This window comes from Sporosarcina thermotolerans (genome assembly GCF_030067815.1).
In the GTDB taxonomy this organism is placed as follows: Bacteria; Bacillota; Bacilli; order Bacillales_A; family Planococcaceae; genus Sporosarcina; species Sporosarcina thermotolerans.
The window spans coordinates 739,510-759,134 of the sequence record NZ_CP125968.1; the positions used below are offsets into that span (position 1 = coordinate 739,510).

Annotated in this window: 18 protein-coding genes, 7 pseudogenes and 2 other annotated features; of the genes and pseudogenes, 23 read left to right on the forward strand and 2 right to left on the reverse strand. The window is 44.4% G+C overall.

Annotated elements, in window-relative coordinates:
- Window positions 1-4: 4 nt before the first annotated feature.
- Window positions 5-178, reverse strand: coding sequence for a hypothetical protein (locus QNH10_RS04125; protein ID WP_283733622.1), 174 nt, complete (start codon window positions 176-178; stop codon window positions 5-7).
- Window positions 179-299: 121 nt separating this feature from the next.
- On the opposite strand from QNH10_RS04125, the gene QNH10_RS04130 reads away from it, so the two are divergent.
- The 23 genes and pseudogenes from QNH10_RS04130 to rplL all read left to right on the forward strand — a co-directional run bounded on the left by QNH10_RS04130 (window position 300) and on the right by rplL (window position 19,446).
- Complete coding sequence (locus QNH10_RS04130; protein ID WP_283733623.1) at window positions 300-770, forward strand: CtsR family transcriptional regulator; 471 nt, start codon at window positions 300-302, stop codon at window positions 768-770.
- Between the two features lie 26 nt (window positions 771-796).
- Entirely contained in the window at window positions 797-1,360 is a 564-nt protein-coding gene (locus QNH10_RS04135) for a UvrB/UvrC motif-containing protein (protein ID WP_283733624.1), read from the forward strand.
- Window positions 1,350-2,431 (forward strand): annotated as a pseudogene (gene mcsB, locus QNH10_RS04140) (protein-arginine kinase McsB). The gene QNH10_RS04135 and the pseudogene mcsB overlap by 11 nt, the downstream one beginning before the upstream one ends.
- 181 nt (window positions 2,432-2,612) lie before the next feature.
- Window positions 2,613-5,045, forward strand: a complete 2,433-nt coding sequence (clpC, locus tag QNH10_RS04145) for an ATP-dependent protease ATP-binding subunit ClpC (RefSeq protein WP_283733625.1) — start codon at window positions 2,613-2,615, stop codon at window positions 5,043-5,045.
- A gap of 92 nt (window positions 5,046-5,137) precedes the next feature.
- Window positions 5,138-6,507 (forward strand): annotated as a pseudogene (gene radA / locus QNH10_RS04150) (DNA repair protein RadA).
- A gap of 207 nt (window positions 6,508-6,714) precedes the next feature.
- A pseudogene (locus QNH10_RS04155) lies at window positions 6,715-7,819 on the forward strand (PIN/TRAM domain-containing protein).
- A gap of 31 nt (window positions 7,820-7,850) precedes the next feature.
- Window positions 7,851-8,534: a 2-C-methyl-D-erythritol 4-phosphate cytidylyltransferase gene (ispD, locus tag QNH10_RS04160; protein WP_283733626.1), complete on the forward strand. Its 684-nt coding sequence runs from the start codon at window positions 7,851-7,853 to the stop codon at window positions 8,532-8,534.
- 11 nt (window positions 8,535-8,545) lie between these two features.
- Window positions 8,546-9,020: pseudogene (gene ispF / locus QNH10_RS04165) on the forward strand (2-C-methyl-D-erythritol 2,4-cyclodiphosphate synthase).
- A 69-nt stretch (window positions 9,021-9,089) separates the two neighbouring features.
- On the forward strand, window positions 9,090-10,553 hold the full coding sequence (gene gltX / locus QNH10_RS04170) for a glutamate--tRNA ligase (protein ID WP_283733627.1): 1,464 nt from the start codon (window positions 9,090-9,092) through the stop codon (window positions 10,551-10,553).
- A 351-nt stretch (window positions 10,554-10,904) separates the two neighbouring features.
- Window positions 10,905-11,127: a binding site (T-box leader), on the forward strand.
- Window positions 11,128-11,187: 60 nt separating this feature from the next.
- Entirely contained in the window at window positions 11,188-11,856 is a 669-nt protein-coding gene (gene epsC / locus QNH10_RS04175; RefSeq protein ID WP_283733628.1) for a serine O-acetyltransferase EpsC, read from the forward strand.
- 54 nt (window positions 11,857-11,910) lie between these two features.
- Window positions 11,911-12,812: pseudogene (gene cysS / locus QNH10_RS04180) on the forward strand (cysteine--tRNA ligase).
- On the forward strand, window positions 12,809-13,231 hold the full coding sequence (locus tag QNH10_RS04185) for a DALR domain-containing protein (protein WP_283733629.1): 423 nt from the start codon (window positions 12,809-12,811) through the stop codon (window positions 13,229-13,231). The pseudogene cysS and the gene QNH10_RS04185 overlap by 4 nt, the downstream one beginning before the upstream one ends.
- Entirely contained in the window at window positions 13,228-13,659 is a 432-nt protein-coding gene (locus tag QNH10_RS04190; RefSeq protein WP_283733630.1) for a Mini-ribonuclease 3, read from the forward strand. The genes QNH10_RS04185 and QNH10_RS04190 overlap by 4 nt, the downstream gene beginning before the upstream one ends.
- Window positions 13,656-14,413 (forward strand): annotated as a pseudogene (gene rlmB / locus QNH10_RS04195) (23S rRNA (guanosine(2251)-2'-O)-methyltransferase RlmB). The gene QNH10_RS04190 and the pseudogene rlmB overlap by 4 nt, the downstream one beginning before the upstream one ends.
- Window positions 14,410-14,925 (forward strand): NYN domain-containing protein, encoded by a 516-nt coding sequence (locus tag QNH10_RS04200; protein ID WP_283733631.1) that lies wholly within the window; start codon window positions 14,410-14,412, stop codon window positions 14,923-14,925. The pseudogene rlmB and the gene QNH10_RS04200 overlap by 4 nt, the downstream one beginning before the upstream one ends.
- Before the next feature lie 71 nt (window positions 14,926-14,996).
- Window positions 14,997-15,644 (forward strand): RNA polymerase sporulation sigma factor SigH, encoded by a 648-nt coding sequence (gene sigH, locus QNH10_RS04205; RefSeq protein WP_381428302.1) that lies wholly within the window; start codon window positions 14,997-14,999, stop codon window positions 15,642-15,644.
- A gap of 149 nt (window positions 15,645-15,793) precedes the next feature.
- Window positions 15,794-15,931: a 50S ribosomal protein L33 gene (rpmG, locus tag QNH10_RS04210; protein ID WP_381428361.1), complete on the forward strand. Its 138-nt coding sequence runs from the start codon at window positions 15,794-15,796 to the stop codon at window positions 15,929-15,931.
- Window positions 15,932-15,977: 46 nt separating this feature from the next.
- On the forward strand, window positions 15,978-16,163 hold the full coding sequence (gene secE, locus QNH10_RS04215) for a preprotein translocase subunit SecE (protein ID WP_283733634.1): 186 nt from the start codon (window positions 15,978-15,980) through the stop codon (window positions 16,161-16,163).
- 180 nt (window positions 16,164-16,343) lie between these two features.
- Window positions 16,344-16,877, forward strand: a complete 534-nt coding sequence (nusG, locus tag QNH10_RS04220; RefSeq protein WP_283734565.1) for a transcription termination/antitermination protein NusG — start codon at window positions 16,344-16,346, stop codon at window positions 16,875-16,877.
- Window positions 16,878-17,044: 167 nt separating this feature from the next.
- Window positions 17,045-17,469: pseudogene (rplK, locus tag QNH10_RS04225) on the forward strand (50S ribosomal protein L11).
- Window positions 17,470-17,587: 118 nt separating this feature from the next.
- The gene (gene rplA, locus QNH10_RS04230; protein ID WP_283733635.1) at window positions 17,588-18,286 is read left to right on the forward strand and encodes a 50S ribosomal protein L1; all 699 of its coding nucleotides are present in this window, start codon (window positions 17,588-17,590) and stop codon (window positions 18,284-18,286) included.
- 48 nt (window positions 18,287-18,334) lie between these two features.
- Window positions 18,335-18,481 (forward strand) — a sequence feature (ribosomal protein L10 leader region).
- 28 nt (window positions 18,482-18,509) lie between these two features.
- Complete coding sequence (rplJ, locus tag QNH10_RS04235) at window positions 18,510-19,010, forward strand: 50S ribosomal protein L10 (protein ID WP_283733636.1); 501 nt, start codon at window positions 18,510-18,512, stop codon at window positions 19,008-19,010.
- 70 nt (window positions 19,011-19,080) lie between these two features.
- Entirely contained in the window at window positions 19,081-19,446 is a 366-nt protein-coding gene (rplL, locus tag QNH10_RS04240) for a 50S ribosomal protein L7/L12 (RefSeq protein ID WP_283733637.1), read from the forward strand.
- Here rplL and QNH10_RS04245 read toward each other — a convergent pair.
- Complete coding sequence (locus tag QNH10_RS04245) at window positions 19,439-19,624, reverse strand: hypothetical protein (RefSeq protein WP_283733638.1); 186 nt, start codon at window positions 19,622-19,624, stop codon at window positions 19,439-19,441. The genes rplL and QNH10_RS04245 overlap by 8 nt on opposite strands.
- Window position 19,625: the final 1 nt, after the last annotated feature.

Consider the following 19,625-nt stretch of genomic DNA (forward strand, 5'->3'; position numbering starts at 1 on the left):
TTCTTTATTGATTATCTGCAAGCGCTCGTTTTTCTTGGAAATCCGCTCGTTTATTCCCGGAACCGCTCGTTTCTCCCGGGAACCGCTCGTTTATTTCCGGAAGCGCTCGTTTCTCCTGGAAACCGCTCATTTTCCCCAGCCTTTTCATAAACAAACACATATCTCGTATGTATCTCAACAAATTGTCCCATCCTTTGAACAGATTGCATTTCAATTGCCTTCATAACGTATTTCCATGTACAATTAAGTCAAAGATAGTCAAAGTCAATGGCTTATCACCAGAAGAAAGAGGTGAGTTAATGCGAAACATTTCTGACATTATTGAAGGATATTTAAAAGCGATTATCGAAAAGGAAGATAGTGGAACAGTGGAGATCAAACGCAGTGAAGTGGCAGAGAAGTTCCAATGTGTCCCTTCCCAGATCAATTATGTCATTAATACACGTTTCACAGTTGAGCGGGGGTACGCGGTTGAATCGAAGCGTGGAGGCGGGGGATATATCCGCATTTATCGAGTTCAAACGAATTCGCATAAAGAATTAATTGAACATATTTTAAATGGTATCCAGCAAGGTGCGACATATACGATGGCTGAAGATATCGTCTATCGTTTGACTATGGAAGAGGTCATCTCCGAACGTGAGTCAAGAATTATACTTGCTGCGGTAGATCGAACGACACTCCACCAGCCATTGCCGGAACGTGACCTCATTAGAGCAAGGATTTTGCAAGCGATGCTTATGACGTTAATCTACAGGCAAATGGAATAGAAATTGACGAATATGAGGTGCAGATCATGAATTGCGATAATTGCAACGAACGGCCGGCATCCGTAATCTTTACGCAGGAAAGCGTGAATGGTACTACGGAACGCCATCTATGTGAAAAATGTGCATTCCAATCACAGATGTTTCATTTTGATCCGAATCAGGAACCACTGTCAATTCAACAATTCCTTTCCCATTGGTTCGGTGGGAACGAATCAGTGCAACCTTTTCAGCAATCCAGGGAAAGCATGCCTGAGGGGCCAACTTGTCCGGAGTGTGAACTGACATTCAGGAAATTCCTCGACATCGGTAAGTTCGGATGCCCGACCTGCTATGACACGTTTAGGGAGCGATTGCCACGGGTTTTCGGTAAGCTTCATAATGGTCATACGAAGCATGCGGGAAAAATTCCGGTTTCATTCAACGAAATGTTTGCGGTGAAAAAGAAGATTGAAGAGATCCGAATAAAAATGCAGGAGGCAATTGTTGAAGAACGGTTCGAAGATGCAGCCGCTTTAAGAGATGAAGTGAATGAATTGAAACAGCATTTGGCGAAAGACGGTACCGGGGGAGGCGAAAGCGATGTCGATTGATAAATTCATGAGGGGGGCTGTCACTGGGTGGATGGCGTCCCATGGAGAACACTCGGATATTGTCATGTCGACAAGAATTCGGCTTGCTCGTAATTTAAGAGGATTTCGTTTCCCGATAGCTTTCACTGCCGAAGAGGCGGGAAAAGTTGACGGGTTAGCTGCCGCTGCATTGCTTAATTCCGATGAAAAAGGGTATGCCTATATGAAGATGTCAGAATTGCCCATGCTTGATAGGCAAGTGTTAGTTGAAAAGCATCTTGTCAGTCCGCATTTGACAGATCCGAAACGCTATGGTGCGGTTCTTCTGTCTGAAGATGAAACGCTGAGCATTATGGTGAATGAGGAGGACCACATCCGTATCCAGTGCATCTATCCAGGATTTCAGCTGGAAAATGCATATGAACACGCGGATTCAGTGGATGATTATCTTGAAAACGAATTGCCATATGCATACGACGAGGAGTTCGGCTATTTGACGAGCTGCCCTTCGAATACTGGAACAGGCATGCGTGCATCGGTCATGATGCATTTACCCGCATTGACAATTACAAAGCAGATTGATCGCATCATTCCCGCCATTACAAGACTTGGCATGGTAGTCAGGGGTAGTTATGGGGAAGGCAGTGAAGCGCCGGGAATATTTATCAAGTATCAAATCAGACGACTTTGGGTAAACCGGAGAAGGAGATCTTGGCCGATTTGAAGAATATAGCATTACGACTAATCGCACATGAACGTCGTTCTCGTGAAATTCTGCTTTCCAAGTCCCAAGTCGCACTGGAGAACAAACTGTTCCGTTCACTCGGCATAATCTCTTTCGCAAGATTGTTGCCTTCAGGAGAGGCGGCCCGTTGTCTATCGGACGTCCGTCTCGGAATTGACCTTGGTCTTATTAAGGATGTCGATATGTCTATTTTGAACGAATTAATGATTTTCATGCAACCGGGTTTCCTTCAACAATATGCCGGTTCCGAATTAACGGCAGAAGAAAGGGATATCTTCCGCGCGAACCTATTCCGTGAGCGTTTAAAGATTGAGCTGCAATCCAAAGATAATACTACAGAAAATTGAGCAATTTTTTTGCACGTCACTTTTCTTTTCATTATACTTACGTCAAAGATAGTCAAAGTCAATTTCATGAAGGTGGATTGTTTACAATCTATCAGAATAAAGTAAAGAGAGATCCCAATTCCACGCTTTCAACAGTGGGGAAGAAGACTGCAAACATTAAAACAGAAGGAGTGGAATGTATATGATGTTCAATCGTTTTACACAGCGAGCGCAAAAGGTTTTACAGCTTGCACAAGAAGAAGCGATCCGGATGAAGCATGAATCAATTGGTACTGAGCATATTTTATTGGGCCTGATTCGCGAAGGCGGCGGCATTGCGGCGAAGGCGTTAGAAGCGATCGACGTCAGCTTTGACACAATCGAAAAAGGGGTAGAAAGCCTCGTTGGTTCCGGTTCAAAGGAAGTTGGCCCGATTGTTCACTATACACCGAGAGCGAAAAAGGTCATCGAGTTATCTGTCGATGAATCCCGTAAATTGGGTCATTCTTACATTGGAACGGAACATATTCTGTTAGCGCTCATTCGTGAAGGCGAAGGAGTAGCGGCCCGTGTCTTAAATAATGTAGGTGTCAGCTTAAACCGTCCTAGACAGCAAGTTCTTCAATTATTGGGAAGCAATGATAGTTCAGTAAACACGCAAGGATCGACGTCATCTGCCGCCACGCCAACCCTTGATAGCCTTGCCCGCGATTTGACGGAAATCGCACGCGAAGGAACGCTTGATCCAGTTATCGGTAGAAGCAAGGAAATTACAAGGGTCATCGAAGTTCTTGCCAGAAGGACGAAAAATAACCCTGTCCTAATCGGGGAGCCTGGTGTTGGTAAAACAGCAATTGCAGAAGGTTTGGCATTGCAAATCGTTAATAATGAAGTGCCTGAAATTCTAAGGGATAAACGCGTTATGACGCTTGATATGGGAACGGTTGTAGCGGGGACGAAATACCGCGGTGAGTTCGAGGATCGTATGAAAAAAGTGATGGAGGAAATCCGTCAGGCAGGCAATATCATCCTCTTCATCGATGAATTGCATACGCTGATTGGTGCAGGTGGTGCTGAAGGAGCAATTGACGCATCCAATATTCTAAAACCATCCCTTGCACGTGGTGAATTGCAATGTATCGGGGCAACTACGCTTGATGAATACCGTAAATATATTGAAAAAGATGCAGCGCTTGAAAGACGTTTCCAACCAATCCAAGTCGATGAGCCGACTGTCGAAGAAACAATCCTAATTATTACAGGATTGCGCGATCGTTATGAAGCGCATCACCGTGTGAAAATTACAGATGAGGCAATCAATGCGGCGGCAAAGATGTCGGACCGGTATATTTCAGACCGTTTCTTGCCCGATAAGGCAATTGACTTGATTGACGAGGCGGGTTCGAAGGTGCGACTCCGTTCGTATACGACTCCTCCGAATCTAAAAGAGCTTGAAGCGAAACTGGAAGCAATTCGACATGAAAAGAATGCAGCAGTACAAAGCCAGGAATTCGAAAAGGCGGCTTCATTCCGTGATAAAGAACAGAAAATGAAGGAAGAGCTTGAAACAACGAAGACCGCATGGAAAGAAAAGCAAGGTAAGAAGGAATCCGAAGTAACCGTGAACGACATTGCCGAAGTCGTTGCGATGTGGACCGGGATTCCTGTTGCGAAGATTGCGGAGACGGAATCTGCCAAGCTATTGAATATGGAAGAGCTTCTTCATGAACGTGTAATCGGACAAAAAGAAGCGGTAACGGCTATTTCAAGGGCAATCCGCAGAGCGCGCGCCGGCTTAAAAGACCCAAAACGTCCGATCGGTTCATTTATTTTCCTTGGGCCTACGGGTGTCGGTAAGACTGAATTGGCAAGAGCGCTTGCAGAGGCCATGTTCGGCGATGAGGACGCGATGATCCGCATTGATATGTCCGAGTACATGGAAAAGCATGCAACTTCCCGTCTCGTCGGTTCGCCTCCAGGATATGTAGGCTATGATGAAGGCGGTCAATTGACCGAGAAAGTAAGACGGAAGCCGTACTCTGTCGTTCTACTTGATGAAATCGAAAAGGCGCATCCGGATGTATTCAACATCCTACTTCAAGTGCTTGAGGATGGCCGATTGACAGATTCGAAGGGTCGTACGGTCGATTTCCGTAACACAGTTGTTATCATGACGTCGAACGTAGGAGCGGACACATTGAAAAAGAACCGTTACGTCGGTTTTAATTTGAATGACGGTGATCAGGATTACGAAGGCATGAAGTCAAATATGCTTGACGCGTTGAAAAAAGCGTTCCGTCCTGAGTTCTTAAACCGTGTGGATGAAATGATTGTGTTCCACTCCCTTGAGAAGGAACATCTGCGTGAAATCGTTTCACTTATGTCCGACGAGTTGACAAAACGGTTGGCAGAACAGGATATTACTTTAGAATTGACAGATGCTGCTAAAACGAAAATTGCGGAAGAGGGCTATGACCCTGAATACGGAGCGCGCCCATTGCGCCGCGCATTGCAAAAGCATATCGAAGACCGACTATCCGAAGAGTTATTAGGTGGAACAATTCTTACCGGCGGAAAAGTCATTGTAGATGTAGAGGATGATAAGTTCGTCGTGAAAAATGAACGAGCTGCTTAAGTTGTAGAAAATAAATAAAATAATAGGATGGCCCTCCGGTAGAGCTTGCTGTCTACAGGGAAGGGCTATCCTTTTCGTATATGGAGGTATATATGGCCAAAAGAAAAACTAAATTCATGTGCAGGGATTGTGGGTATGAATCACCGAAATGGATGGGGAGATGCCCGGGTTGTGGTGAATGGAATACGATGGACGAAGAAGTGGAGATAATAAGTAAAGGTCCTCGCGGAGCCTTCAAACATACAGAAACAATCCAGCAAAAGGCGATGCCTATCGGATCCATTCAAACTTCTGAAGAGCCAAGGATCAAAACGGACTTAGGTGAACTAAACCGGGTGCTTGGTGGAGGGATTGTCCCTGGCTCTCTTGTTCTAATTGGCGGCGACCCAGGTATCGGAAAATCAACATTGTTGCTGCAAGTCTCCTCTCTCCTTGCTAACCAAAAACAACGCGTACTTTACATATCAGGTGAAGAATCGATTAAGCAGACCAAACTCCGGGCCGAACGACTTGGTGTTACTTCAGATGAACTGTATATATATGCTGAGACAGATTTGGCAAGAATACATGAGACGATCAACGATGTGCAACCGAAATTTGTCATCGCCGACTCGATTCAGACAATCCATCACCCCGAAGTAACATCTGCACCTGGTAGTGTATCCCAAGTGCGGGAATGCACGGCAGAATTGATGCGAATAGCAAAGACGCAAAATATCGCAATCTTCATAGTCGGTCATGTGACAAAAGATGGACAAATTGCAGGTCCACGCCTTCTTGAGCATATGGTGGATACAGTGTTGTATTTTGAGGGGGAACGCCATCATACGTACAGGATTTTACGAAGTGTGAAAAACCGATTTGGTTCAACCAATGAGATTGCCATCTTCGAAATGCTGCAATCGGGATTGAAGGAAGTACTCAATCCTTCCGAATTATTCTTACGTGAGAGATCACAAGGGGGGCGGGATCCACGGTTGTAGCATCGATGGAAGGTACCCGACCGATTCTTGTTGAAATTCAAGCCCTCGTCACGCCGTCAAGCTTCAATTACCCAAAACGGATGGCAACTGGGATTGATCAAAACAGAGTCTCCCTTTTAATGGCTGTTCTTGAAAAAAGAATGGGAATGCTCTTGCAAACACAGGATGCGTATATAAAGGTCGCCGGCGGAGTTAAGCTTGACGAACCAGCCATTGACCTCGCTGTCCTTGTAAGTATTGTTTCGAGTTTCCGAGATGCATCTGCAGGAGGGATGGACTGCTTCATAGGGGAAGTCGGACTGACTGGGGAAGTGCGCCGAGTTTCTCGTATTGAACAACGTGTCATTGAAGCAGCAAAGCTTGGTTTTGAACGAGTATTCATACCATCCTCTAATATCGGTGGATGGGATTTTCCGGAAGGGATTCAAGTCGTCGGTGTCGAAACCGTTAAGGAAGCATTGAATATCGTATTTTCGTAAATTTGAACTACGTAAGGGTTTGGGGCTGTTAAAAGTTGGGGTTCCTCTACAATCCTTTTTAGAGGGACCTACCCGACTTTTCCTGAAACTTTTGCTTATAAGGGAAAGTCCTACTTTTGAAGGGAATATGGTATTTATAGTGGCCCAAAACGGCGTGGGGAATGGAAAACGTGTATAGTTTACAGTAACGAAACGGAGGTGTTGTGCATGTTGAAACGAGTAGTTCAAGTTGGATTGCTGCTCATAGGGGGACTCTCGGCGTCTTATTCTTACCGTATTTATTTACCTTATCTTCTTTTACTTCTAAGCCGATGATTGATAATCCTTATGTGGCAGCAATCTTAGGGGCGCTTCTTTTATATATTCTCAGTTTATTCATAGCTGAGCCGATCGTAAATTTCATTAAATGGATGGAAGATCGGTTATTGAAGACCCCGATATTCGATTTACTGTTCGGGACAATCGGTTTGATGGTCGGGTTAAGTGTCGCCTTTCTTGCGAGTTTCGGACTAAGTGGTTTGGAAATTAAATTCGTCACATCAATTTTGACGGTGGTGCTTTTCATTCTTCTTGGGTACTTAGGTTTTCAGGTTGGCTTCAAAAAACGAGAAGAGTTTTCACATGCAATCTTTGCTGCGAGGAACAATAATCCTAAGAAAAAAGATGGCGGAGAAACCGTTGTCAAACCAAGTACTAATAAGGTGCATAAGATCCTTGATACGAGCGTCATTATCGATGGAAGGATCGCTGATATTGCTGCAACGGGATTTCTTGAGGGTCTACTTGTCGTCCCGCAATTTGTTTTAACCGAACTCCAGCATATTGCGGATTCTTCGGATTCATTGAAACGTACGAAGGGAAGACGGGGCTTGGATGTCCTAAAGCGCCTTCAAACAGATGACGGTCCAAATATTTTAATTACAGATGAAGATTTCAATGATGTGGCGGAGGTTGACCTGAAGCTCGTCCGTCTTGCGAAAAGCATGAACGGGCTTGTCGTGACAAATGATTTTAATTTGAATAAAGTGGCGGATTTGCATGGTGTATCCGTATTAAATATCAATGATCTTGCGAATGCAGTGAAGCCGGTCGTTATTCCGGGTGAAGAGATGCATGTCGTTGTTATTAAGGATGGAAAGAGCATAATCAAGGGATTGCCTATTTGGATGATGGCACGATGATTGTCATCGAAGATGGTAGGTCGCATATTGGTAATGCAATTGACGTCGTTGTTACAAGTGTATTGCAAACGTCTGCCGGCCGAATGATCTTCGCGAAGCCGAAAAACGGCAAGACCGCAAAGTCGCACTAATGTCCCATCGAAGAAAGTTGAGGAACGTTTGATGAAGATGTATACTGTGATGCTCCCGGCAGCAGGGAGTGGACGGCGCATGGGTGCCGGGTTCAATAAGTTGTTCTTGGAATTGGCTGGAAAGCCGATTTTGATCCACACATTGGAAGTGTTTGAACAGGATGAGAAGTGCTCTGGTATGATTCTTTCAGTCAAACTTGTGGAGAAAGAGAAAATCGAACGGATGCTTGAGCGGTTCGGTATAACGAAAGTGAAGGCACTTGTTGAAGGTGGAGACGAGAGGCAGCAAAGTGTTGCTGCCTGTATCCGCGCTCACCAGTCGGATGAAATCGTTCTTGTACATGATGCGGCAAGGCCTTTTATCAATAGGAATGTCATCCATGAGCTTGTGGGAGTCGCTGATGAACACGGTGCGGCAATTGCCGGGGTTCAAGTGAAGGATACGATGAAATTCGCGCCCGACGGTATTGTTGAAGAAACGGTGGATCGGTCGAAGCTTTGGTCTATCCAGACACCGCAAGCGTTCAGGTACGAGTTGTTAAAAGAAGCCTCCGATAAGGCGGAGGCGGATGGTTTCTTAGGAACCGATGAGTCAATGATCGTCGAACGTCTGGGACATCCCGTAAGGATTGTGGAAAGTACGTATGATAATGTTAAAATGACAACTAAGGAGGATCTTCTGTTTGGTGAGGTCCTCTTGAAACGTAGACAGTAGGAGGATTTCAGATGATTCGAATTGGACAGGGGTTTGATGTACATAAGTTTGAGGAAGGCCGGCCTTTAATTATCGGGGGCATTACAATCCCTCACGATAAAGGGTTAACAGGGCATTCCGATGGATGTACTTTTGCATACAGTAACCGATGCGGCTCTCGGAGCAATTGGGGAAGGAGATATCGGAAGACACTTCCCGGATACCGATGTAGCATTCAAAGACGCGGATTCAGCGGTCCTCCTTCAAAAAGTATGGGAAATAGTTGAGGAGAAAGGATATCGATTGGGTAATATCGATTGTACAATCATCGCGCAAAGGCCGAAAATGGCACCTCATATCGAAACAATTCGTGCCCGTATTGCAGAATTGCTGAAGGCGGATATAACACAGGTGAACGTTAAGGCGACAACAACGGAAAAATTAGGCTTTACGGGACGGGAAGAAGGGATCGCCTCGATGGCGACGATTCTTCTTCAAAAAGGTTGAGCCCTTTTAAAATAACCTTTGGAATGCTAAAATAACACAGGAATTAACGACGAACGGAGATGCACTCAAATGACAAAAGAAGTACGTGTACGTTATGCGCCAAGTCCAACTGGCCATTTACATATCGGTGGGGCTCGGACAGCATTGTTCAACTATCTATTTGCGAGACACCATGGTGGGAAATTTATCGTTCGCATCGAGGATACCGATACGGAACGGAATATTGAAGCGGGTGAATTATCCCAATTGGATAACTTGAAGTGGCTCGGAATCCATCATGATGAATCTGTCGATATTGGCGGAGAATATGGACCTTATCGTCAAATGGAACGCCTTGATCTTTATACGAAATACGCCCAGGAAATGCTTGATAAAGGACATGCCTATAAATGTTTCTGTACACCTGAAGAACTGGAAACGGAACGTGAAAGACAGAAAGCCGCAGGCGTGGCGGCACCAATGTACGCAGGTACATGCCGCAATTTGACAGCTGAAGAAGTCGCTGAAAAAGAAGCGGCTAAAATGTCTTATACAATCCGTATGCGAGTACCTGAGAATGTCACGTACACTGTAGACGATTTAGTGCGTGGAGAGGTCGCTTTCGAATCCAAGGATGTCGGCGACTGGGTACTTGTAAAAACGAATGGCATCCCGACATACAACTTTGCGGTTGTCGTCGATGACCATCTTATGAAAATTTCACATGTCTTCCGCGGAGAAGAACATTTGACGAATACACCTAAACAATTGATGGTCTACGACGTGTTCGGATGGGAATACCCTCGTTTCGGACATATGACATTGATCGTCAACGAAGACCGGAAAAAGCTTTCAAAACGTGACGAGTCAATCATCCAATTCATCTCCCAATACAAGGACCTTGGCTATTTACCTGAAGCTATGTTCAACTTCTTTGCATTGCTTGGCTGGTCTCCAGGTGGGGAAGAAGAAATCTTCTCTCATGATGAATTAGTTAAACTATTTGACGAAAGCCGACTATCCAAATCACCATCGATGTTCGATAAACAAAAATTGACTTGGATGAATAATCAATATGTGAAAAAACTTAGCTTGGATGAAGTAATCGAATTAACATTACCGCATCTTCAAGCAGCCAACCGTGTATGTGAAAACATGACGGAAGAAGAAAGTAAATGGGTACACGACCTTATCGCTCTTTACCAAGCTCAATTAAGTTATGGTGCTGAAATCGTAGACTTGACCGCCCAATTCTTCAATGACCATATTGAATATGATGAACAATCCAAGGAAATACTTGCGGGTGAACAAGTTCCGGAAGTTATGGCATCCTTCAAACAACAATTGAGTGAGTTGGAATCATTCGATCCTGCATCAATTAAAGCGGCCATTAAAGCTGTGCAAAAAGAAACTGGACATAAAGGGAAAAATCTCTTCATGCCAATCCGCGTTGTCGCAACCGGCCAAGCGCATGGACCTGAACTACCAGATTCCATCTCTTTGATCGGTAAAGAAAAAACAATCGAACGCGTTTCAAAATTTGCCCGAGCTTGAATAATTAAAGAATAGAGAAGGGCCGTTTATGCGTCTTTGAAGCGATTTATGAGCTTTTAGAAGCATTTATGCGTCATTCACGGTATTTATGAGTATCTGAAGATGTTTATGCGCTTTTGGAGACTGTTATGCGTATTTAGGGAGATTTTATGTAATCGGCGATAGTTGCTTGTAACGGAAGGCGGCGACTCCAGCGGGAATAGCATGAGCTGAAGACCCCGCAACGAAGCGTAGCGGAGTGAGGAGGCTGAAGCCATGCCCGCGGAAAGCGTCCGCCTGAAGTGGAAAGCAACGTCCTTGACTTAACGCATAATCGTTGTACAATTGACGTACAATCATTGAAAACGACAAACCAAAGCTTTGATAAGGAGAAGTACACAAGTACGCACTACAGAGAGGATCATCACCGGCTGAAAGTGATCCGTGCCCCTGCATTGTGGAAATGCCCCTTTGAGCGCCGTGCCGAACAATGCAGTAGGCCGGACGCATCGCCAGCGTTACAGGCGTCAAGCGGGTAGAAGATTCACGCATTCTGCCAAGCGGAGTGGAACCGCGCATACAATGCGTCTCTGTCTAGTAATGGACAGAGGCGTTTTTTGCGTTTTCAGAAAAATTATTACAGGGGGTCGTAAAAGTGTTTCGTAGGATGAGAGAAGACATACAATGCATATTTGACCAGGATCCTGCAGCACGGAGTTCGTTGGAAGTTGTACTAACCTACTCTGGCCTCCATGCCGTATGGGCGCACAGAATTGCCCATGCGTTTTACAAGAAAAGAATGTTGTTTTTAGCCAGAGTTATTTCACAGATCAGCCGGTTTTTCACAGGAATTGAAATCCATCCCGGGGCAACGATTGGCAGGCGTCTATTCATCGACCACGGCATGGGAATTGTTATCGGTGAGACTTGTGAAATAGGTGATGATGTCACGTTGTATCAAGGCGTGACATTAGGTGGAACGGGCAAAGAAAAAGGAAAGCGGCATCCGACCCTTGAAAATAATGTTCTTGTCGCATCTGGCGCAAAAGTATTGGGTTCAATTACAATAGGCGAAAATAGCAAGGTTGGTGCGGGATCAGTCGTCCTAAAAGACGTACCACCCGACTCGACGGTTGTCGGCATTCCCGGAAGAGTCGTCATCTCGAATGGCGTTCGGGTAAGAGATAAACATGATCATCAAAATCTTCCGGACCCAATATTGGATACTTGTAAAATGCTTGAAATGGAAATTGCAGAATTGAAAAGTCGGCTTGAAAAACTGGATAAGAAGGAAGGGGAAACCAATGAGCATTCAAATTTATAACACACTTACACGGAAGAGGAGCCTTTCATCCCGATGGAGGAAGGGAAAGTGAAGATGTATGTGTGCGGACCTACAGTTTACAACTATATTCATATCGGTAACGCAAGACCCGTCATCGTTTTTGATACAGTGAGACGCTATTTGGAATACCGTGGGTACGATGTGAATTACGTCTCCAACTTTACGGATGTTGACGACAAAATAATCAGGACGGCTAATGAGCTTGGAGAAGAGGTTGGCGAGCTGACAGATCGATTCATCAATGCTTATTTCGAAGATGTTGGTGCTCTTGGTTGCGCGAAGGCAGATGCTCATCCGCGTGTAACAGAGCATATCGATGACATCATCGCATTCATCCAAGTGTTAATCGACAAAGGCTTCGCTTATGAAGCACAAGGAGACGTCTATTATCGTACGCGCAAATTTGATGGATACGGGAAGTTATCCCATCAGTCAATCGATGAGTTGAAAGTGGGAGCCCGCATCGAAGAAAGTGAAATCAAAGAAAACTCATTGGACTTTGCCTTATGGAAATCTGCAAAAGAAGGCGAAATTTCATGGAAAGCCCTTGGGGATTGGGTCGACCAGGTTGGCATATCGAATGTTCCGTCATGGCAAGGGAACATTTAGGCGATACAATCGATATTCATGCGGGCGGTCAAGACTTGACATTCCCACATCACGAGAATGAAATTGCACAATCTGAAGCGATGACTGGCAAGCAATTTGCGCGTTATTGGATGCATAACGGCTATATTAATATTGACAATGAGAAAATGTCGAAATCACTCGGGAACTTCATCCTTGTCAATGATATCCGCAAGCAGATCGACCAAGGGTGCTCCGCTTCTTCATGTTATCCGTTCATTACCGCCATCCTGTCAATTTTGCGCAGGAGCTTGTTGAAAGCGCCGCTAATGGATTGGAACGTATACAAACGGCTTATACTAATTTGAAACACCGGTTGGAATCGTCTGCGGACTTAGGTGACCAACAGGATATTTGGAAGAATAAAGTGGACGAATCAGTACGGTTATTCGAAGTTGCGATGGATGATGATTTCAATACGGCGAATGGGATTGCGGCCATTTTTGAACTTGTGAAGATGGCAAACCTCTATCTGTTGGAGAAAAATACACAGACGGAAGTCCTTAATTACTTCATCTCTGCATTTGAACGACTAATGGAGGTTCTTGGCTTACCATTCTCGGAAGAAGAGTTGTTAGATGATGAGATCGAGGCGCTTATCGAGGAACGTTTGACAGCACGACGTGAGCGAGATTTCAGCCGCTCGGATGAAATTAGGGATCTTTTGAAGGAAAAGGGCATCATTCTTGAAGATACCGCTCAAGGCACGCGGTGGAAGAGAGGATGACCGACGTGTACTCATTGCGTGATGCGGATGTAAAACAACTGAACGCGCTTGCGCTTGCTTATATGGGGGACGCGGTTTATGAACAGGCAGTCAGAGAACATTTGCTGCGCCTTGGTCGAGTTAAGCCGAATATCCTCCATAAGGAAGCAACCCGTTATGTATCCGCCAAAGCCCAGGCGGCAGCCGTCAAAATGATGCAGGATACCAGCTTCCTTTCAGAAGAGGAGGAAGCGGTCCTGCGCCGTGGTAGGAATGCGAAATCGGGGTCGGTTCCTAAAAACACCGATGTTGTGACATACAACCATAGTTCCGGTTTCGAGGCTGTCCTTGGCTATTTATATTTGCTTGGAAGAGATGATCGGGTTAGGGAATTCATAAGTGAAACAATACGTTTCATCGAAAGTCCGAAAGAGGAGGGAATATCATGACAAACCAGGAATCGGAATTGATTGGCGGTAAAAATCCAGTCGCTGAGGCACTCCGTTCAGGTAGGGAACTGAATAAGATTTGGATTGCCGAAGGATTGAATAAAAAAAGCATCGGGAAATCTTGTCCCTTGCAAAACAATCGGGAGTTATTGTACAAGCTGTGCCGAAGCAGAAATTAGACGGAATGCTTGACGTTAATCACCAGGGAGTCATCGCTTCAGTAGCGGCTTATTCATACGCCGAATTGGACGATCTTTTTGCGATTGCGAAAAACCGTGGCGAAGATCCTTTTTTCCTTATTTTAGATGAACTTGAGGATCCGCATAATCTTGGCTCGATCCTAAGAACAGCTGATGCAACGGGTGTACACGGAATTATCATTCCGAAACGCCGGTCTGTCGGTTTGACAGGCGTTGTTGCAAAAGCGTCAACTGGGGCGATTGAGCACATTCCAGTCGTGCGTGTGAACAACCTCTCCCAAACAGTCGAAGAATTGAAGAAGGCGGGTGTTTGGATTGCTGGAACGGATGCGAAAGGTTCAACGGATTATCGATCGATGGACGCAACCCTCCCGCTTGCGATTATCATTGGAAGTGAAGGGAAAGGAATGTCACGTATTTTAAAGGAAAAATGTGATTTCCTTTACCATTTGCCGATGGTTGGACATGTTACCTCGCTGAATGCCTCCGTTGCAGCATCCCTGCTCATGTATGAAGTTTTGCGTAAACGCACTCCACAACTATCGGGGTCATGAAACAGGAGATATTGTTGGTCGACGGGTACAACGTAATCGGAGCATGGCCGGAACTGAGGAAGTTGAAGCTTGAAAGCCTAGCTGATGCCCGCGACAGGCTTATTGAACGGATGGCTGAGTACAAAGCGCATACAGGCTGGCGCGTCATTATTCTTTTTGATGCGCACCTTATGCCGGGGGTTGAGAAGAAAAACAATAAGCATCAAGTCGAAGTCGTCTTCACCCGTGAAAACGAAACTGCGGACGAGCGAATTGAAAAAATGGTATCCGAGCTGAGTGGACGCCGTGTCCAAATCCATGTCGCGACTTCGGATTTAACGGAGCAATGGGTCATTTTTGCACAAGGAGCTTTGCGAAAATCAGCCAGGGAACTTGAAATTGAAATGAAAGAAATTGATAAATTGATTACAAACAAAGTGAAGGTTATTCAGGAGCAGCGCCCTTCATCGAAGATTCAACTGTCGGATGAGGTGGCAGAAATATTTGAAAAATGGCGACGTGGAATGAAATGAACGGTTGACTCAAAAAAATTCCATACGGTATACTGGTTGAAACGCAATGATGAATCGGGGTGTGGCGATTGGTGGGAAAGCAACACGTTCAGGGGGAAATAAAGGACTTCACAAAACTTTCCGATGAAGAGCTTATAGTCCGCATTCAAGAGGGCGGTACAGATGCATTAGATTTCCTTATTACAAAATATCAACCTTTCGTTAAAATGAAAGCGCGCTCATATTTCATGACGGGAGGGGATAGGGAAGACATCATCCAGGAAGGAATGATTGGACTGTACAAAGCGATCCGGGACTTCAGGATGGATCGTTTGAGTTCCTTCAGGGCCTTCGCTGAGCTATGCATCACAAGACAGATCATCACAGCTATTAAAACAGCAACAAGGCAGAAGCATATTCCATTGAATACCTCTGTATCCTTGGACAAGCCTGTTTATGACGAAGAGTCTGATCGTACGTTGCTTGATGTAATTGGGGGCTCAGTTTTGGATGATCCGGAGGATTTGATGATCCATAAAGAGGACTTCATCCAAATGGAAGGGGAAATCAATAAAGTTCTAAGTGAACTTGAAAAGCAGGTACTTTCACTTTATTTGGAAGGGCAATCTTACCAGGAAATCTCCGACGAGTTAAACCGGCAAGTAAAATCAGTGGACAATGCTTTACAACGAATTAAACGGAAACTTGAGCGGCATATGCAGGTTGATGTCGTATTTTGAAAACTTACGTAATAGTCTGCCAAACATTTCCCGCCATGTTGACATCGTGAGTGTTAGGTGGTACTCTCTAACAAGGCAAAGACAAATTACTTTGACTGTTGATACACATTTTGTGTCACGAGGTTTTGGGTGAGAAAATGTCAAAAAAGATGATATTAAGCTGTAATGATTGTGGATCAAGAAACTATGTTGTCCCAACTAAAAATTCCCAGTCTACAATCCGGTTTACAGTTAAGAAGTTTTGCAAACAATGTAATGCACATACAGAACATAAACAAACGATTTAGTTCCAAAATGCAGTAATACATTTAGTGTTCGGAGGTATATAGATAAATGGGTAAGATTACCGGATTTTTAAAAGCTGTTGTCTCTGAAATGCGGAAAGTAAGCTGGCCGAAAAAGAAAGAATTGACACGTTATACAATTGTCGTTATCTTTACAGTTGTTTTCATGGCAGTTTATTTCGGTCTTGTCGATTTGGGCATTTCTGAAGTAATGGAATGGTATGTTGGGTTATAATAAGTAAAGCAGTATGAATATCCCTGTTGAAAATATCCCGTCTTGTCAAATGAACGGGTTTTTTCATTTCTCAAAAATCTTTTTGTGGTTTTGATAAATTATCGTTTCGTTGATTGAAGCAGAAATCGACAGTTTACATGAAAAAGGAGGGACGGACACACAGTCCTTGTCATTATGGAAATGGAGAAAAATTGGTACGTTGTCCATACGTATTCAGGTTATGAAAATAAGGTGAAAGCCAACCTGGAAAAACGTGTCGAGACAATGGGTATGCAAGATAAAATATTCCGGGTAGTTATCCCCGAAGAACAGGAAACTGATTTTAAAGACGGCAAAAAGCGCACTGTTATGAAAAAGACATTTCCTGGGTACGTCCTTGTGGAAATTATCATGACGGACGATTCTTGGTATGTCGTCAGAAACACGCCAGGAGTGACAGGTTTCATCGGATCATCGGGCGGTGGAGCAAAACCGACGCCACTCTTGCCGGAAGAGGTCGATTTCATCCTTAAACAAATGGGAATGAAAGATCGTAAGGTTGAAGCTGATTTTGAGATTGGCGAAATGATCGAAGTCCTTGACGGACCGTTTGCGCACTTCCAAGGAAAAGTGGAAGAAATCGATCAGGATAAAGGGAAAGTACGTGTCTCTGTAGATATGTTCGGCAGAGAAACGATCATGGAACTTGACTTTGAACAAGTTCAAAAAATGTAAGTAGAAACCACTTGCAAGACAGGCATAATAGTGGTATCATTTCAAGGTCAGACCGTAAACAGAATGGTCTGGCGGATTAACCAAATTCTACCGGGAAACCGGCAGGCACATATTGAGTGGGAGGGGCAACCCAATTACCACATCACGGACTTAAGGAGGTGTGTCTCGTGGCTAAAAAAGTAACCAAAATTGTGAAATTGCAAATCCCTGCAGGTAAAGCTAACCCAGCTCCACCAGTTGGACCAGCACTTGGTCAAGCGGGTGTTAATATCATGGATTCTGTAAAGATTTCAATGCACGTACAGCAGATCAAGCAGGCTTAATCATTCCTGTTGAAATAACTGTATTTGAGGACCGTTCATTCACATTCATTACAAAAACTCCACCAGCAGCAGTATTGCTGAAAGTTGCAGCTAATCTTCAAAAGGGTTCAGGCGAACCTAACAAGAAGAAAGTAGCTACTGTAAAACGTGATAAAGTTCGCGAAATTGCAGAACAAAAGATGGAAGACCTTAACGCAGCGTCGGTTGAAGCAGCGATGGCAATGGTTGAAGGTACTGCTCGCAGTATGGGAATCACGATCGAAGACTGATCTTGACCGCATACTCGAATGTTACTTTGTAGTGGGGGTTGCGCTTGTTCTTAGGAACACGCAACCCTTATTCGTGGGAGGTTCAATCCGTTAAAACCACTAGAGGAGGAAATTTACAATGGCTAAAAGAGGTAAAAAGTTCACTGAGGCGGCAAAGCTTGTTGACCGCACACAAGTGTACGATTTGAAAGAAGCGATTGAGCTTGCGAAGAAAACAAGCACAGTCAACTTCGATGCAACAGTTGAAGTCGCATTCCGTCTTGGAATCGACACTCGTAAAAACGACCAGCAAATCCGTGGGGCAGTTGTGCTTCCAAACGGAACTGGTAAAACTCAACGCGTTTTAGTTTTCGCTAAAGGCGAAAAAGTGAAAGAGGCGGAAGCTGCTGGTGCAGACTACGTCGGCGATGCTGAGTATATCACTAAAATCCAACAAGGCTGGTTCGATTTCGACGTTATCGTTGCAACTCCGGACATGATGGGTGAAGTTGGTAAAATCGGTCGTGTATTAGGACCAAAAGGCTTAATGCCAAACCCTAAAACAGGCACAGTAACATTTGATGTTGCTAAAGCTATTGCAGAAATCAAAGCAGGTAAAGTTGAATACCGTGCGGACAAAGCTGGTATCATCCACGCGCCAATCGGGAAAGCTTCTTTCGATAACGAAAAGCTTGAAGAAAACTTTAAAACTGTATTTGAAACAATTCTAAAAGCTAAACCAGCTGCAGCGAAAGGGACTTACATGAAGTCTGTAAACGTTACGACTACTATGGGCCCTGCGGTGAAAATTGATCCATCGTCTGTAGTTGTTAAATAAAAAACTGTTGACAAACATGAAATCTTGTAGTAAGATTTCTTTTGTTGCGAAACTTAATCATTTGTACCGTAGACAGCAGGGGCGCATTATCGCTTAATCATCCTGCCGAGGACAAGACGCTCTTTTATTAAAGATGACGACTTTTCTGCCCTCGTGGTCTACCTTGTGGACTGCGAGGGCTTTTCATATCGGTATAAATGACATTCTTACAGGAGGTGTCAAGATGAGCAAAGTATTAGAGGCTAAACAAGCAGTAGTTGAAGAGATTTCAGGTAAATTGAAATCAGCAGTTTCTGTTGTCGTTGTAGACTATCGTGGTCTAAACGTCGGCCAAGTTACGGAACTTCGTAAACAGCTTCGTGATGCAGGTATCGATTTCAAAGTTTACAAAAACTCAATGTCACGTCGTGCTGCTGAATCAGCAGGTCTTGAAGGGTTGAACGAACATTTGACAGGACCGAATGCAATTGCGTTCTCAACTGAAGATGTTGTAGCTCCGGCTAAAATCCTTAACGATTTCGCTAAGAAGAACGACAAACTTGAGATCAAAGCAGGTGTGATCGAAGGACAAATCGCTTCTGTTGAAGAAGTTAAAGCGTTGGCTGAACTTCCATCACGCGAAGGTCTTCTTTCTATGCTACTCAGCGTTCTTCAAGCTCCAATGCGCAACTTCGCGCTTGCAACAAAAGCTGTTGCAGAGCAAAAAGAGGAACAAGGCGCTTAATTTGGCGACCTGAACAAAAATCTGCGGGCTAATCCCCGACAAAACAAAACCTATTTAGGAGGAAAATATAATGACTAAAGAACAAATCCTTGACGCGATTAAAGAAATGACAGTTCTTGAATTAAACGATCTTGTAAAAGCAATCGAAGAAGAATTCGGCGTAACTGCTGCAGCTCCAGTTGCAATGGTTGGCGGTGCAGGTGCTGGTGAAGCTGCTGCTGAGCAAACTGAATTCGACCTAATCCTTACATCTGCTGGAGATCAAAAAATCAAGGTTATCAAAGTTGTACGTGAACTTACTGGCCTTGGCTTGAAAGAAGCTAAAGAAGTAGTTGATAACGCTCCTAAAGCAATCAAAGAAGGCGTTTCTAAAGAAGAAGCAGAAGAAATGAAAGCTAAACTTGAAGAAGTTGGCGCTGGCGTAGAAGTTAAGTAATTTCTTTATAGATGAAGGAAGGCTCGTCGATTTTGGACGGGCTTTTCTTCGTTTTTTTATCTGTAGCATGTTGATTTCCGCTACAGGCGGACGCTTTCCGCGGGCATGGCTTCAGCCAATCGAACCACGAAGAGTTCGATTTGCCGTATTTCTGCGGTTTTTGCAGAAATTTAGGCATC